The following is a 14,480-nucleotide window of genomic DNA, read 5'->3' as shown; positions in this document are numbered from 1 at the left end:
AAGAAATCTACTATTGTCTCAGATCGTCTGATGGAGTAACACCGAATGCCTTTTTATAAGCAAATGAAAAATGAGAAAGATCTTCAAACCCGAGGTCAAGGTATATTTCAGAAGGAACTTTCTTCTTTTCAGTAATAAGATATTGTGCTTCCTCGAGCCTTCTCCTGGTAAGCCATTTTCCCGGAGTAGTATGAAACTGTGCAGCGAAATCCCTTTTAAAAGTAGACAAGCTCCTGCCGGTTAAAAATGCAAACCGGTCAACACCCTCATTATACCTGTAATGGGTATTCATAAAGGCTTCCAGGTCAATCTTACCGGGATCGCTGAAGTCGAATAATACATGTTGCAATAGCGGATTAGTCGCCAGCAAAATGAACACAAGTTCTTTTACCTTCAATGAAACGATATGCTCATGTTGGGCGCCCGCGTTATTCAGATAAGGTGCAAGCGAATCCATATACCGGTCAAGGTACAGATTGGGCTTTAGTAACTGTACATCGCTTCCCGGAAAAGACCTGTCTGCAACCAGGCCATATTCACTGCTCATGCTTTTCAGTGTATGCTGGTCAATGTGGACAGCAATAGACCTGAACCCTTTACTGTCTGTTCGCTTCACGTATTTTGCCAGTTGGTTCCTTCGGAAGAAGCGATAATTCCCCGGCTCAAACTTATAGCGTTCGTTACCCGACCAAACCTCATGTTTACCACTGATGATATAGCTGAATATATGGTCCGCAACAAAGGCCTCCCCTTCAATATCATTGCGCTCATAGCGGTTTAATAAGATCCGCGGCCGGGCTGTATCGTCTTTGTTATCTTTATTATTCATGGACAATCCGTTTCCATTGATCTGATAAGCAAAATTCAGCAATCCCGCCCTATTTCCATTTGTTTAAAAGTCCTTTCTGCTTTGTTTGAAAGTTCATTTAGGATTTATACTATGATCATTACTACAACCCCTTTTCCAAATATTTTGTTTAATGCGAAATTTATTCTTTTACTTTGTAACTCAAAGCACTTTAAACACTCATCTTATATCTGAGATGCGGTGGCCTGTATGCCTTTGGAGACTGTAAGACTTTGTAGTCAGCCAACAGCAGGATGCCGCACCTATGCCGGTAATTTTTCCCGTCGGAAAGTACCAGTGTTGAAAGGTATTTTCTGTAACCTTTAAGCTATAACGGCCCGGACACTGTAAAGACAGATCGCATTGCTGAGATCCAATGCGGCGTTGTCTTGTGACAATCCTTTGCCCGTTCATGTTAAATACAAAGCAATTAATAACAAGCTATCTAATGACCTTAAATCATACAGTATGAAGACAAGTAATCAGTGGATCGAGCACTTTAACGAAAACGCAAAGCGCGAACGTGTAAACTGGTCTTTGAAACCCTCTATTTCCGACCAGGAAATACGTACCATACTCCGCTCACTTCAGGCCTGGCAGCTGGGTGAAACATCAGACGGTACGCACTTACTAAAGGCGGCTGCGAAATATGCAGCACAGATCGATGATGCCGCTTATGTAGTAGCTACTCTTCTGTTCATACGGGAAGAACAAAAACATGGTAATAACCTGGGAGCATATTTAGATAGACTAGGCAAGCCAAGAATTAAAGCCGACCTGGGAGATACACTTTTCAGAAAGGTACGGTACTTCAATACCAATATGGAAATATGGACGCTGGCCGTTACTGTGGTAGAAAGTACAGCTCAGATATTTTACCAATCCATGAAGGATGCTACAGGCTGTCAATTGCTTAAGCAGATCTGCACCGACATACTTATTGATGAAGCGCATCATATCGAGTTTCAAACAGAGCGCCTCTCAATTATCTTCAATAATAAGACAGCTTTCCTGAAAACGATCAGCCATAAAGCATACTACCTGTTTTTCTTCTCCACTGCTTTTATAGTATGGATGGCGCATAAAAAATTATTCAGAGCTGGTGGTAATACCTTTAATAGATACATGCTCAAAATGAAGTATAAATACAACAGAATTATGAGCCGTGTCACAGCCAATACTGTTCTCAGCACCAATAGCGCCATTGCCCAATAAAGTTTAAATTATTCTCCTGCTATGTTTCGGGACCATGTTTGGTATTGTAATATTTTACGCTGAAGCAGTTCAACGGAAAACTGATCACTTCCCGAGAAACGACAAAGCAAATGACGGTTACCCCTTCGGTATAACCGTCATTTGCTTCAATTAAAGTTTAGCTGCCGTCTGGATCAGCTAGGATTCATTCTGTTGAACGTATTGGTTATTTCCTCAGGGCCCGCTTTAGACATAGCCTCGCTAAACCCGAAAGTGAGTTCTGTCTTACCTTCTTTTAACTGTTCGAAGACCGCTTCCACGAAATCACTTACAGGAGGAGCGGTATCGTGCAGTCCCTTCCCACCGAGATCGGTATTCAGTGCAGGCGGTATCATTTCAATTACTTCAATACCCTTTCTTTTAAGCAGGTATTGAGATGAACGCGTGAAGGAATGGAAGTAGGCCTTCGTAGCACTATAAACCGGTACTTTAGGGAACGGCACAAAAGACAGACCTGACGTTACATTAATGATCGTATTCAACGACTCCAGCTTAATAAAGAGTGCCGTCAGATGCACTGGCGCTTCAATATTGGTGATGATCTCAGTCTTTGCACGCTGGTAAAAGTCTTCGTCAGTAATGTTCATCCAGTTCTGAATGCCGGCGTTATTCACCAGTACATTCAGGTCACTATGATCGGCTGCGATCCAGTTGTAAAGTTCCTCCCGTTCTGTTTCAACCGACAAGTCGCACACCCTGGTAATGATCGCAGGATGCTTCTCTGCAACCTCTTTTAAGGCAGATTCCCTTCTTCCACAAACGATGATTGTATTACCTTCCTGTAGAAATCTTTCTGCAACTGCCAGACCAATACCGCTGGCGCCGCCGGTAACTAATATTTTATTTCCTGATAGCTTCATAGCTTGATCTGTTTACGTTAGTGAATACGCAAAATTAGGAAAGACCTGTCTGATACTGATTACAAACATCAAACCATCCATTACGAAATTCAAACATCCCTCTTTATGTCCCGGACCATATGCCCGATCGTCCTGTCGTATTCATGTGTTGGCATGATTTTGTTACAGATAATGTTGATTAAAACCAGATTATATGATACAAGATGATCCAAAAAAGAAAGATCCCAAAGAGGAAAAAGAAGATTCCCCCATTCAGCCAGATCCTGAAACACTCGGACCAGAGCCCCAGGAACATATGAAAGGACCTATCTCTACCATTGTGAGGAAGATCAGCGAAACTGCTGAAGAAAACGATGAGAAGAATAGTGAAGATGCTAAAGAGGGAGAGGAAAAGAAATAAAAGATCTTATGCATCATTGCTGATGCATGATTGTATTCATAGTCATCAGATTAGTAATAGCGCCGCCGATGGTATTATTGAAGTAGGTGTAAACAGTTTTCTCCTTCTTTAGCCAGTATTCCATCTTTCCGGCATACTCCTTTAGCAGTTCATCCGTATATCCTCCTTTATAGTCGCCGGCAGGCCCGTGAAACCTGACATATTCAAAATCAGTCCAGCTATCAATTAAGGGAGGAGCGGATGCGGGCATATCATGTATAACCATGGCTGCCCGATAACGTTCTAACAGCTTGTAAGTCTCTACACGATACCAGGATACATTCCTGAACTCAACACATAAGTCCCAGTCATTGGCTTTGTCGAATTTCCGTATGCTTGTCAGTATCTTCTTTAACTGCGAAAGGTTATCATAAGTGATGCTAGCCGGAAACTGGACGAGCAGTGCTCCTTTCTTGTTCCCCACCTGATCGATCACGTGCATAAATTTTTCTACAAGTGTATTGTCAAAAGCAAGCGCTTTATTGTGCGTGATCTCTCTGAACAATTTAAAAGTGAAACGAAAATCATCGGGCACTTCTGAAGCCCATCTCTTTGTTGTAGTAGCCATCGGCACCTTATAAAATGAGCTGTTCACTTCCAGGCTATTAAACAAAGAAGCATAGTAGGTAAGCCTGCTTTTGTCCCTGAACTCCGGAGGAAAAGCCTGTTTGTTAGCTACTGGCAATACCAATCCACTTGTGCCTGAATAGAATTTTATAACGTCTGTTCCCATAGTTTTGTGCTGACCGCATACACAGGACGAAAGCACCCTGTAGCGTGACCAGTAAGGAATAAACTCCAAATATTACGCCAGGCAAATTCAGATTTTTTCTACCTTCAGTGACTAATTATTCCATATGATGAATGACCCGGATTTCAATAAACTGGTCTATGAAGTTGCCAGATCAATTCCCAAAGGCCGTGTAACCTCCTATGGGGCAATCGCCAAAGCTTTGGGTAAAGCGAACTATTCCCGAATGGTAGGACATGCCATGGGTGCATGTGGCCGTGAGAAACCACCTGTGCCGGTACAGCGTGTTGTAAACAGCCAGGGTCAACTGACAGGTGAACCGGCAGGCATTGCTGCAAGAAAGAAAATGCTGGAAAAAGAGGGCGTAGAAGTAAAAGGAGATAAAGTAGTAAACTTCAGAAATTTGTTCTGGGACCCGACGGAAGAACTATAAGCTTCCAGATCCAGTAGTATCAAATCTTTGTTTTGTTCCCGCTCTGTTATGGATGTTAATAATTTGGAAACATTTAATTAACGATCTGTTCATATGCGTTCTGTACTCTTGCGGACTTCAAACCTATATGACGCATATGAAATTCAGACACCTCTTACCTTTTGCTATCCTGGCCATGCTGGCTGCCTGTTCTAAAGATGAACAACCCAATAATAATCCACCTGTTGTGAATGAAGATCCTGCAACCTTTGCAGAAATCGGCACACTGGATATTGGCGAGGCCGGCGCAGCTGAGATCAGCGCTTATGATCCAGGCACTAAAAAACTGTTTGTTGTAAATAACGGAGGCGTTAATAAGATCGATGTTATAGATATGACTGATCCTTCTAAAATGAAGAAGATCGATTCTATTCTCACGAACAGCGGTGCTGTTAACAGCGTATCTGTAAGCAATGGTAAACTGGCTGCAGCTATAGAGGCACTGGACAAACAACAACCAGGTAAAGTAACTGTATATAATACCAGCGACTACAAGGAAATTAAAACCATTGCTACCGGCGCATTGCCTGACATGGTGACCTTCAGTCCTGATGGCAACTATATTCTTACTGCTAATGAAGGTGAACCAAACGCTGCCTACACTAATGATCCGGTAGGTTCTGTATCTGTGATCAGTGTAAACAATAACTACAGTGTTGTAAATATTGACTTCAGCAGCTTTGCTTCCCAGCAGTCAGCCCTGCAGGAAAAAGGATTACGCGTATTCGGTCCTAATGCTACTTTCGCACAGGACATGGAACCTGAGTATGTAACTATATCGCCAGATTCAAAAACTGCCTGGGTAACCCTGCAGGAAAATAATGCGATCGCAAAGATCGACCTGACTACCAAAACTGCCACAGACATCTTCCCACTGGGTTTTAAAGATTATAACAAGACAGAAAATGGTATAGATGTTTCTGATAAGGATGATGCCGTGACTTTCGCCAAATGGCCAGTAAAGGGCATTTATCAACCAGATGCGATTGCTGTATTGCAAAATGGTGGTATCCCTTACTTGTTCACCGTGAACGAAGGTGATGTACGTGAATATGACGCCTTTAAGGAAGCAGATCGTATCAAAAACATTTCCCTGGACCCTGTTGCTTTCCCGAATGCTGCAGAACTGAAAAATGATGCAATGCTGGGTCGTCTGAACATCACCAAAACACTGGGCGACGCTAATGGCGACGGACTTTATGAAACGCTCTACTCTTTCGGCGCACGTTCATTCAGCGTTTGGAATGGTACTACTGGTACCCAGGTATATGACAGTAAAAATGAACTGGAGCAGAAAGCCAATACTGCCGGTTATTATGACGATGGCCGCAGTGACGACAAGGGCGTTGAGGCAGAAGGCATTGCACTGGGACAGGTAGGTACTAAGAATATCGCTTTCATAGGCATGGAAAGAGCTGATGCAATTGCAGTGTATGATGTTACTGTACCTACAGCACCAGGCTTTCTCCAGATACTGAAATCGGGCGATGCACCTGAAGGTGTGCTGTTCGTTGCAGCTAAAGATAGCCCTACCGGAAAAAGCCTGTTGATCGTAAGCAGTGAGGATGACGGCGTTCTGAAGGTTTATACTCCAAAGACATTATAATATTCCCTGAGTATATCGCAGGAAAGAACCTCCGTACTGGTTACGGAGGTTTTTCCTTTAATATCCGATCAGATATAAATTTCCCGATCCGACTAGATAATTTCCTGAATGCATAAACAGCCTATTTAACATAAATAAGAAGACCGGTAAAAGTCAATCATCACAGCTACTGCGTTACAGTGTCGTCGCGGTTGTGCCCTTGTTTATTATTTCGTTTGCTGTCTGGCTTGGAAATAGCGGCAGGATCAAAACTCAGTCAAAAGCAATAGCCACCTTATCTCCTATTTATCGTCAATTAGAGGTCCCCAAGGGTAAAAAAGCCCGATTAGTACTGCCTGATGGCACACTGGTGTATCTTAACTCAGCCACACAGATCAGCTATCCTGAAAAATTCTCATCAGGCCCGCGTATAGTTCGCATCTCCGGAGAAGCCTATTTCAAAGTAGTTAAAGACGAAGCACATCCTTTCATCATAGAAATGCCTCAAACAAAGATCACCGTGATCGGTACAGCTTTTAATGTAAAAGCCTACCCAGCCGACCCAGCGACGACTGTTGTAGTGGAAGAAGGAAAAGTGCGGTTCACTGCCGCCACTTCAGAACGGGAAAAGTGTTCATTGCCTGATGACATATGATGGGGGAAGCATCTGGGAAGAGTCGGATAACTTCGATTATGACTCAGCTATTTGCCGGGAGCGATATTTGCATTTTGTGCAAGTCTTGTGTGCGCCAGTTTGCCCGTTACAGGGGTTTTGGATATGGTTGGGACGGAGAAGATCGGGATCAGGGAATAAGGTAAATAGCAGGAAGCCGGCAAATATTTACCGGCTCTAACCTAGCTGAATGAATCGGAGTTAACAACCAACCATCTGATGTTGTCAATACAACTGGACAACATTTGATCATAAATGGTTCCCTGTAAATGGCAACCTATTACCAAGCTATTTCAAATTGAGTGTACAATTAATGCTATCATATGATAAGCCGGCCACTTCCGAATACGATTCCATATTTGTGTGGAGGCTTTCGTTTAAATCAAGATTAAACATCGTGTGACTTTCGGGTATGTTTTTATCTATTACCAGGTCTTTATCATAAAACTTTTTTACTGCGCGCTTAATATCTTCAGGAGTAGCGCTATCAAAACGAATGAGCCCTCGTCTCCACCCTGCGACTTCATCAACGTCAAACTTCCTGACATGGAACCCGGCACTGATAATCTCCTCGCCTGACTTAAGTTGACAACTTTCCGTGCCATTTGTAACTGAAAGCCTTCCCTCTACCAGTGAAATAGTCGCACCTTCCGTCTCATACCTTTTTACGTTAAATTCAGTTCCCAGCACTGTAGTTGTGAGGTCAACCGCATCAAAGACCAATGGCCTTTTCTCATTTGGCGTCGCAATTACGTAAACCTCTCCTTTTTCAAGTTTAAAGTTTCTCGTCGAACCTTCTTCCTTTCCCAGCGAAAATAGAAGCCTGGATTCGGGATTTAGCTCAACGACAGATTTATCCTGAAGAATGAGATCAAACTTCTTTCCCGGTGGAACGTTTAATGCTGCAATCGTCGGACTGCCATTTTCATCATACCGGTAGATGATGTGATTATCATTTGTCTTTATCATTCCATTTTCTATTGTCATACTCAAGCTGCCTTCTAATGGAATGACTTTACCAGAGACAGTAAAACAGAATCTTTTTTCTTCATGATAATATATATTCCTGATGATAAAAACCGCTGCTAAAAGACATGCTGCCATCGATACAGTTACTATAGCAAGCATGCGGGTGCGTTTGCGACGCTGTCTTAACTTAGCACGATCAATTAGCTCCTGCACAGTTGGAAAAACAAGTTCATTAATACCTGTTTTTTCAGGAGCCAGTTTCTCATACAACTGATCGGACAAGGCTTTGACAGCTACGTCCTGCATTCTTAGCTGGTCCAAATGCACTTTTTGGGCAGATGTAATAACATCTGAAATCTCGGCTATGATGAGGGATCTTGTTTCTTCCATGGTGATATTTTTCATGGTTATACTATTATAGACGGATTTTAGGTCCTAAAGTGGTGACGAATTAAAAAATATTTTTTCCCAGCATTTTGTGTAGCATTTTCTGGCCCCTCTTATATTGGGTCCTGACGGTATTTATTGATATCCCTCTTTCCTCTGCTACTTCCTTATGTTTTTTGCCCAGCAGGGCGATATCTTTAAATACTTTAAAGTACTCTTCCTGCCTTTTGTTTAATATACCCGCCACGGCGCGTAATATGTCACTGATCTCTACAGGCGGTACAACAAAACTATCAGACCTTCCATTCTCCACTTCCTGGCGGCGAAGGCTGTTGAACTTTCTGAACGTATCAACACATTCTGTTTTGGTGATCGTTCGGAGGTATGCCTCTATGTTCTTAATTTCCGACAACTGCGGCTTACCTGAAAAGAGCTTGATAAATACTTCCTGCATGATGTCTTCAGCGGTTTGGCGGTGAGGCAAGATATCATAGGCTACAAGATATACAAAGCGCTGATAGTGCTTGTATATCTGTTCGAATGTTCGTGCTCCGGCCAAATCCCGTCCCACATCAATTTCTGATTTAGGGGGCATTGGTAAGTTTTTCATAATAGAATTTATTGAGACTTTAGCTTACTAGTCTTATTTGGGGAGGTATCATAAGAAGGCAAAACAAATATTGCTTTTGGGGGAAAAGAAATGCGGGCCAAAGTTACTGGCATTCTCATTATAAAAAAAAATTGAGCATTCTGATCTTGCTGTTCTTGTATATCAAATTCCGTTGTAAATCAAATCCAGTCTGCGAAAAAAAAATTTGCTGATTTTCCCGCATCAATACACTTCTGAAAATTTATTTTCCAGTGTGTCACCACTTTTCCCGCCACTTTACGTCTTCTGTTAATGGGAACAATAAATAGGAATAATAAATTCAACCAACCATACCAACTAAATGAAAAATGCCAGCGTTTTTTATTACATATTATGTATGCAACTTTTGACCAGCAGCTTACTCGCACAGCATAATACCGTGCCATTGAGTAAGCAAAAAGTCGATCTATCAGGGGAAAATGTCACTCGGGGTGATCTGTTCAAACAAATACAGAAGCAGACAAACGCAAGTATTAATGTTTCAAGAGAGTTAGTCGATCTGAGCAAGCTGTTCACGATTGACAGGATTGGTATTCCATTGGATACTGCACTGTATATCTTGCTGAAAGGTGAAAATGTTAACTGGGAGTTAAAAGAGAAGAAGATAAATATTTTACATGCTGATACGCCAATCGGGGGTACAATGCCTGCTATGCCCGCTTCAGTGATTGAAAGCATCATAGTGACAGGACAAGTGGTCAATAACAACAACGAGTCGTTACCAGGGGCGACGATCAGGCTAAAGCATAATGATAAAATCGGTTGCAAGACCGATGTGCATGGCAAGTTCACATTAAGCGCAGACGTCCCTGACCCTATATTACTGGTCAGTTATACAGGCTATGAAACAAAAGAGGTCAGGGTCTACTCATCAGGAAAGATCCGGGTTGAGCTACAACTATGTCAAATGAACCTTAACGAAAAAGTTGCTATAGCTTACGGCACTACGTCCAGGAAACTTGCTACTGGCAATGTAACAGAAATTAAAGCAGTGGAAATAGAAAGAGCCCCCGTAATTGATCCGATGCTTGCTATACAAGGACGTGTTCCGGGTATGGCTATCACGCCATCCAGCGGCGTAACAGGCGCTTCGCCCAGAATATTGATCAGGGGAGAAAGCTCTCTGCTCGGAAATTCCTATCCACTGGTTATTATAGACGGCATCCCATTTGCGGCAGACGGCGGCCCGGTTAACGAGTTAAATTCTATAGCGACCCAAAATGAGTATGGTGGTATTAGCGCCTTTTCAAGCCTGGACCCAGCGGATATAGAGAGTATTGTAATTCTTAAGGATGCCGATGCCACGGCCATCTATGGAAGCAGAGGGGCCAATGGCGTTATTCTGATCACTACCAAAAGGGCACGTATCAACCACCCTTCTGCTATCGCCTATTATAGGGGTGGCTGGAGCTATGTATCAACATGGCTACCATTCCTGGCTACGCCAGATTATCTGAAGATGAGGAAAGAGGCTTTTAAAAATGATGGTCTGACTCCCGGAGAGGATGATAATGCCGCCGATTTAACACTATGGGACCAGACGCGGGATACAGACTGGCAAGACCTTATGATAGGCGGTACCGCAGCAATGAATGAGGCAAAACTTACCTGTTCGGTAGCTGACAGTAACATACAATTTCTATTTGGTGCAGGGGATAAAAGCATAACATCCGTGTTTCCTGGAAAGTTCCGTTATCAGATAGGTACACTAAATGGCTCTTTGAGTATTAATTCTAAGGACAAAAAATTTCAAACTAACATCACCGTTAACTATTCCACAGATACCAATTATCTATTTAATTCGAGTTTTGATTTTCTTTTTCTGCCCCGGAATGCCCCATTAGTTTATAAGAAAAATGGCGACCTGAATTGGGAAGAGAATGGAGCGAGATTTCCGAATCCCATAGCTGCTACTTTTTGTAAGTATACCATTTCAAAGAACAATATGACGGGGAACTTCACCCTATCATATAATTTATGGAACAGACTCAGGCTACGGTCAAATATCGGGTACAACAGAATGTTCATCAGGGAAAACCTGCAGACCCCAAAACTTTCCCAGGACCCTGAATTTACAGATGCGCAGGCAGGTACATCAACATTCGCAATTAAAAAACTGAAGAGTTGTATAGTGGAACCTCAGATCGAATATAACCGCGATCTATTGGGAGGCAGGCTGACTGTTCTGACTGGTGCTACATATCAATACTCCTCTTCCAACACAGTTACCACTCAGGCAAGCGGATATGCAAGCGACGCTTTACTTGGTTCACTTAATGCTGCAGATACCACTACAAATTTGCCGCCGGACTATAACCTTTATAAATATGGCGGGATCTTTACCCGTGTTACCTATAACTTTAAAGACCGGTATATTATAAATCTGACTGGTCGGCGCGACGGCAGCAGTCGCTTCCTGTCATCCCTCCGGTATGAAAATTTCTGGTCTGTCGGGGCAGCATGGATCTTCTCTGACATACAATTTATTAAGCAATTAATTCCAATGCTGAGCTTTGGAAAGTTGCGCAGCAGTTTTGGCATAACCGGAAATGACCAATTCGGCAATCATAAATTCGTAGCAACATGGTCTTCGCTGAGAGTTGGGTCTTATAACAATATCAGCGCATTGGGGCCTGATGCCCTGGACAATCCTGACATTCGCTGGGAAACAAATAAAAAATTCGAGGCAGCCGTTGATCTGGGATTCTTTGAGGATAAAATATTCACGTCTATAGCATACTACCGTAACAGGAGCAATAATCAGCTGATCAACTATCGTTTACCCTACCAGACCGGATTTGGCAGCGTACCCCGGAACTTTGATGCACTAATACAGAATAGTGGCCTGGAAATCTTGATAACAGGGAACTTACCTAAAACGGGAAATTTCGGACTGACGGCCAGCCTTAACCTAACAATTCCCAGAAACAAACTACTTCGATTTGACAACCTGTCTACATCATCTTATAATGGCATCTATGTAGTCGGGAAATCTACAAAAGTCTTAAATATACTGGAAGCACAGGGTATCGATTCTACTGCCGGTACCTTCAATATAAAAGACATCGATGGGAAACCAGGGTTCACTGCCGCTGATTTTAAACCTATCTATAATAGGGATCCTACCTACTTCTGGGGTCTCCAACTAGGATTTACGTATAGGGGATTTGAGCTAAATATACTTGGAGAATTCAGACGTCAGGTACTTCCAAACTACAGAAATGTTATCTATCGTAACAATATGCTGCCAGGAATGAAATATAACCAGTTAAGCCATATCATGAACCGCTGGCAGCAGCCTGGAGACATTAGTGAAAATCCAATGTTTTCTACTAATTCTGCAGGCAGCGCTTATACTGATAGAAACTATATCGCAACATCAAGTGCTGTATACGACTATACCTGGTACCTTATATGCAGAAATATTACGGCCTCCTATACATTCAATAAGCTGTGGTCTCCCGGAAGTACGCTCCGGTTATTCTGCAACGCTCAGAATCTGTTTTCTATTACTAATTATGATGGAGGAAATCCTGAAGTGGCGAATGCCCGTGCATTGGCCACACTCACAACTGTTACGCTAGGTGTTTCATTAACTTTATAAATGAGGTGAAAAATGATTACTGTTAAACTATCGGCTAATTTTTATTTGGTTCTTTTGACAATCTGTATGTTACTGCCGGGATGTGACGATCTGCTCGACGTAGGAAATCCCAGGGACAAAGTTCTCGATGCGGACGTGTTTCAGAATCCCGATTCAGCAATAGCCGCGATATCCGGCATATATGGAGCAGCTTCCAGAACGATAAACCTCCTGTCCGGCAGCACTACTATATATTCAGCAATATATTCAGACGAGCTCACATATACGGAGACCTCATCCAATCCTCTGGAATTTTTCAACACAAATATTTCTCCCTTCAGCAATACAATAGAAACAAACTTCTGGCGGGACGCCTACATGATGATCTATCATATCAATTCCTGTATAGATGGTCTGGATAAAACGTCATCGTTGCCAAAGCAGCTAAAAAACCAGTTAACGGGAGAAAGCAGGTTCATGAGAGCATTGATCTATTTCAATATGATACAATTGTTTGGTGAGGTGCCTCTTGCATTGAAAAAGGATTACAGAGAAAATGAGCTACTTGGCAGAACCGATATCGCCACAATAAAGGATGCTATTCGGGAAGATCTGTTGCTGGCCAAGACATTGCTTTCGGAAAAATATCCTACAGAGAAACAAGAACGGGTCAGACCCAATAAATGGGCAGCAGTAATACTCCTCGCAAGATTCTATCTATATACTGAACAGTGGCAGCAAGCTGTTAATGAAACATCCGAAGTGCTAACTTCCGGCCCATACAGTTTAGAATCACCGCAAAATGTTTTCAAGGCGACCAGCAGGGAAGCGATATTTCAGATCAGGCCTGAATTACCAGGTTATAATACAATGGAGGCGAATATCCTTGTCCCCCCAACCAGTGTACGGCCGGCATATGCATTGAGCGCCGGTCTGAAGGCGGCATTTGAGCCAGGTGATAAACGTTGGTCTACATGGGTGGGCCAAAGCTCTTCAGGACTGAGCTATGTATATAAATACAAAGTGCGCGCAAATTTTTCAGGCGGTCTCCCATTAACGGAATACAATACAGTATTGCGTCTCGGGGAGGCATACCTCATCCGCGCAGAAGCCCGGGCCAATCTTAGGCTACTGCATAGTGCAATAGAGGACCTTGACTCTATACGCAATAGAGCCGGGTTGCCACTCATATCTGTTACAGATCCTGGTATATCAGCACCTTTGCTACTTGAGAAGATATACAAGGAGCGCAGAATAGAGCTATTCGCGGAGTGGGGGCACCGTTGGTTCGATCTGAAAAGGACCGGAAAAGTACAGGAAGTCATGAAAGCAGTCAAACCCAATTGGGATGAAACTGACATACTATGGCCTATTCCGGTCTCCCAGATCATTTTAAATCCCTTGCTCACACAGAACAGCGGATATTAAGAGAGTAAATCGCCGGAAGTCCTCCCGGCCATCGCCATCACTACCAGGCAAAGTCACCTACAGTATAGATGTTTGTGTTGTGCTTAGCTCTGAGACAGATAAACAGAGACCCGGAGCAAAAGAGTTGTGCCTGTTCCTGTGTAAGTCCCATAAGAACAGTTTCATTATTCCAGTTGATCCACTCATAAGTGATGGCTGATGCAGCTGTTTTTGTATGAATGTTTGATGCAACGGCTCCGCCGGCGCCGGCAACAGCAGCAAGGACTGCAAATAGTAATTTGATCTTTTTCATAGAGTAAGTAATTATTGTTAAAAGAGAAAGAAGGATGATGAGATATATTTGTCCCGTTGTAATAATTACAATTACGATGCAATGCCTGGACTTACTTCACTGGTACTTTGAGGTGCACGACAGGGCATACTTTCTCTAATGCTTTGCCGTATACAAAACATAGTCTGGCCGGTGCCATCATTTCGATTTTAGGTTAGAAGATTCATTCAGCTAAATTGTCCCACTAGTTGTTATTTGAGGGTTGTATTGTTCATCCCTTGATTATTATCAACAAGCGATAAGCTGTAAAGT

General features: G+C 42.7%; 13 protein-coding genes. 7 read left to right on the top strand and 6 right to left on the bottom strand.

The features are described 5' to 3' along the window. Positions 1-10 precede the first annotated feature (10 nt). Positions 11-829, bottom strand: a complete 819-nt coding sequence (locus tag C7475_RS19965; RefSeq protein ID WP_110055408.1) for an AraC family transcriptional regulator — start codon at positions 827-829, stop codon at positions 11-13. A 486-nt stretch (positions 830-1,315) separates the two neighbouring features. Here C7475_RS19965 and C7475_RS19960 point away from each other — a divergent pair, with 486 nt between their 5' ends. Further along, a complete protein-coding gene (locus C7475_RS19960; RefSeq protein ID WP_110055162.1) occupies positions 1,316-2,062 on the top strand; it encodes a hypothetical protein in 747 nt (248 codons plus the stop codon). Positions 2,063-2,235: 173 nt separating this feature from the next. Here C7475_RS19960 and C7475_RS19955 read toward each other — a convergent pair whose 3' ends face one another. Further along, positions 2,236-2,961 carry an SDR family oxidoreductase gene (locus C7475_RS19955; protein ID WP_110055161.1) on the bottom strand — a complete coding sequence of 242 codons (726 nt, stop codon included), beginning with the start codon at positions 2,959-2,961 and terminating at the stop codon, positions 2,236-2,238. Between the two features lie 193 nt (positions 2,962-3,154). Here C7475_RS19955 and C7475_RS19950 point away from each other — a divergent pair, with 193 nt between their 5' ends. Beyond that, complete coding sequence (locus C7475_RS19950; RefSeq protein WP_110055160.1) at positions 3,155-3,361, top strand: hypothetical protein; 207 nt, start codon at positions 3,155-3,157, stop codon at positions 3,359-3,361. Between the two features lie 13 nt (positions 3,362-3,374). On the opposite strand, the gene C7475_RS19945 is transcribed toward C7475_RS19950, so the two are convergent. Next, entirely contained in the window at positions 3,375-4,133 is a 759-nt protein-coding gene (locus C7475_RS19945) for a DUF72 domain-containing protein (RefSeq protein WP_110055159.1), read from the bottom strand. A 124-nt stretch (positions 4,134-4,257) separates the two neighbouring features. On the opposite strand from C7475_RS19945, the gene C7475_RS19940 reads away from it, so the two are divergent. The 3 genes from C7475_RS19940 to C7475_RS19930 all read left to right on the top strand — a co-directional run bounded on the left by C7475_RS19940 (position 4,258) and on the right by C7475_RS19930 (position 6,863). After that, complete coding sequence (locus C7475_RS19940; RefSeq protein WP_233259903.1) at positions 4,258-4,584, top strand: MGMT family protein; 327 nt, start codon at positions 4,258-4,260, stop codon at positions 4,582-4,584. Between the two features lie 136 nt (positions 4,585-4,720). Continuing rightward, positions 4,721-6,229 (top strand): choice-of-anchor I family protein, encoded by a 1,509-nt coding sequence (locus C7475_RS19935; RefSeq protein WP_110055406.1) that lies wholly within the window; start codon positions 4,721-4,723, stop codon positions 6,227-6,229. Positions 6,230-6,422: 193 nt separating this feature from the next. Beyond that, entirely contained in the window at positions 6,423-6,863 is a 441-nt protein-coding gene (locus tag C7475_RS19930) for a FecR family protein (protein ID WP_158286556.1), read from the top strand. Positions 6,864-7,169: 306 nt separating this feature from the next. On the opposite strand, the gene C7475_RS19925 is transcribed toward C7475_RS19930, so the two are convergent. Continuing rightward, positions 7,170-8,255: a FecR family protein gene (locus C7475_RS19925; protein WP_110055157.1), complete on the bottom strand. Its 1,086-nt coding sequence runs from the start codon at positions 8,253-8,255 to the stop codon at positions 7,170-7,172. 46 nt (positions 8,256-8,301) lie between these two features. Continuing rightward, entirely contained in the window at positions 8,302-8,847 is a 546-nt protein-coding gene (locus C7475_RS19920) for an RNA polymerase sigma factor (protein WP_110055156.1), read from the bottom strand. 376 nt (positions 8,848-9,223) lie between these two features. Here C7475_RS19920 and C7475_RS19915 point away from each other — a divergent pair, with 376 nt between their 5' ends. Beyond that, positions 9,224-12,490, top strand: a complete 3,267-nt coding sequence (locus C7475_RS19915) for a SusC/RagA family TonB-linked outer membrane protein (RefSeq protein ID WP_158286555.1) — start codon at positions 9,224-9,226, stop codon at positions 12,488-12,490. Between the two features lie 66 nt (positions 12,491-12,556). Then, on the top strand, positions 12,557-13,897 hold the full coding sequence (locus C7475_RS19910; RefSeq protein WP_158286554.1) for a RagB/SusD family nutrient uptake outer membrane protein: 1,341 nt from the start codon (positions 12,557-12,559) through the stop codon (positions 13,895-13,897). Positions 13,898-13,937: 40 nt separating this feature from the next. On the opposite strand, the gene C7475_RS19905 is transcribed toward C7475_RS19910, so the two are convergent. Continuing rightward, positions 13,938-14,189: a hypothetical protein gene (locus C7475_RS19905; protein ID WP_110055153.1), complete on the bottom strand. Its 252-nt coding sequence runs from the start codon at positions 14,187-14,189 to the stop codon at positions 13,938-13,940. Positions 14,190-14,480: the final 291 nt, after the last annotated feature.

The sequence above is a fragment of the Chitinophaga sp. S165 genome (assembly GCF_003182155.1).
GTDB lineage: Bacteria > Bacteroidota > Bacteroidia > Chitinophagales > Chitinophagaceae > Chitinophaga.
Note: the sequence above shows the minus strand (reverse complement) of the source record. Positions and strands in the feature narration are given on the sequence as shown.

Coding starts and splice junctions, on each gene's coding strand:
- C7475_RS19965 (WP_110055408.1), bottom strand. CDS start 829: ATGAATAATAAAGATAACAAAGACGATACAGCCCGGCCGCGGATCTTA.
- C7475_RS19960 (WP_110055162.1), top strand. CDS start 1,316: ATGAAGACAAGTAATCAGTGGATCGAGCACTTTAACGAAAACGCAAAG.
- C7475_RS19955 (WP_110055161.1), bottom strand. CDS start 2,961: ATGAAGCTATCAGGAAATAAAATATTAGTTACCGGCGGCGCCAGCGGT.
- C7475_RS19950 (WP_110055160.1), top strand. CDS start 3,155: ATGATACAAGATGATCCAAAAAAGAAAGATCCCAAAGAGGAAAAAGAA.
- C7475_RS19945 (WP_110055159.1), bottom strand. CDS start 4,133: ATGGGAACAGACGTTATAAAATTCTATTCAGGCACAAGTGGATTGGTA.
- C7475_RS19940 (WP_233259903.1), top strand. CDS start 4,258: ATGATGAATGACCCGGATTTCAATAAACTGGTCTATGAAGTTGCCAGA.
- C7475_RS19935 (WP_110055406.1), top strand. CDS start 4,721: ATGAAATTCAGACACCTCTTACCTTTTGCTATCCTGGCCATGCTGGCT.
- C7475_RS19925 (WP_110055157.1), bottom strand. CDS start 8,255: ATGAAAAATATCACCATGGAAGAAACAAGATCCCTCATCATAGCCGAG.
- C7475_RS19920 (WP_110055156.1), bottom strand. CDS start 8,847: ATGAAAAACTTACCAATGCCCCCTAAATCAGAAATTGATGTGGGACGG.
- C7475_RS19915 (WP_158286555.1), top strand. CDS start 9,224: ATGCAACTTTTGACCAGCAGCTTACTCGCACAGCATAATACCGTGCCA.
- C7475_RS19910 (WP_158286554.1), top strand. CDS start 12,557: ATGTTACTGCCGGGATGTGACGATCTGCTCGACGTAGGAAATCCCAGG.
- C7475_RS19905 (WP_110055153.1), bottom strand. CDS start 14,189: ATGAAAAAGATCAAATTACTATTTGCAGTCCTTGCTGCTGTTGCCGGC.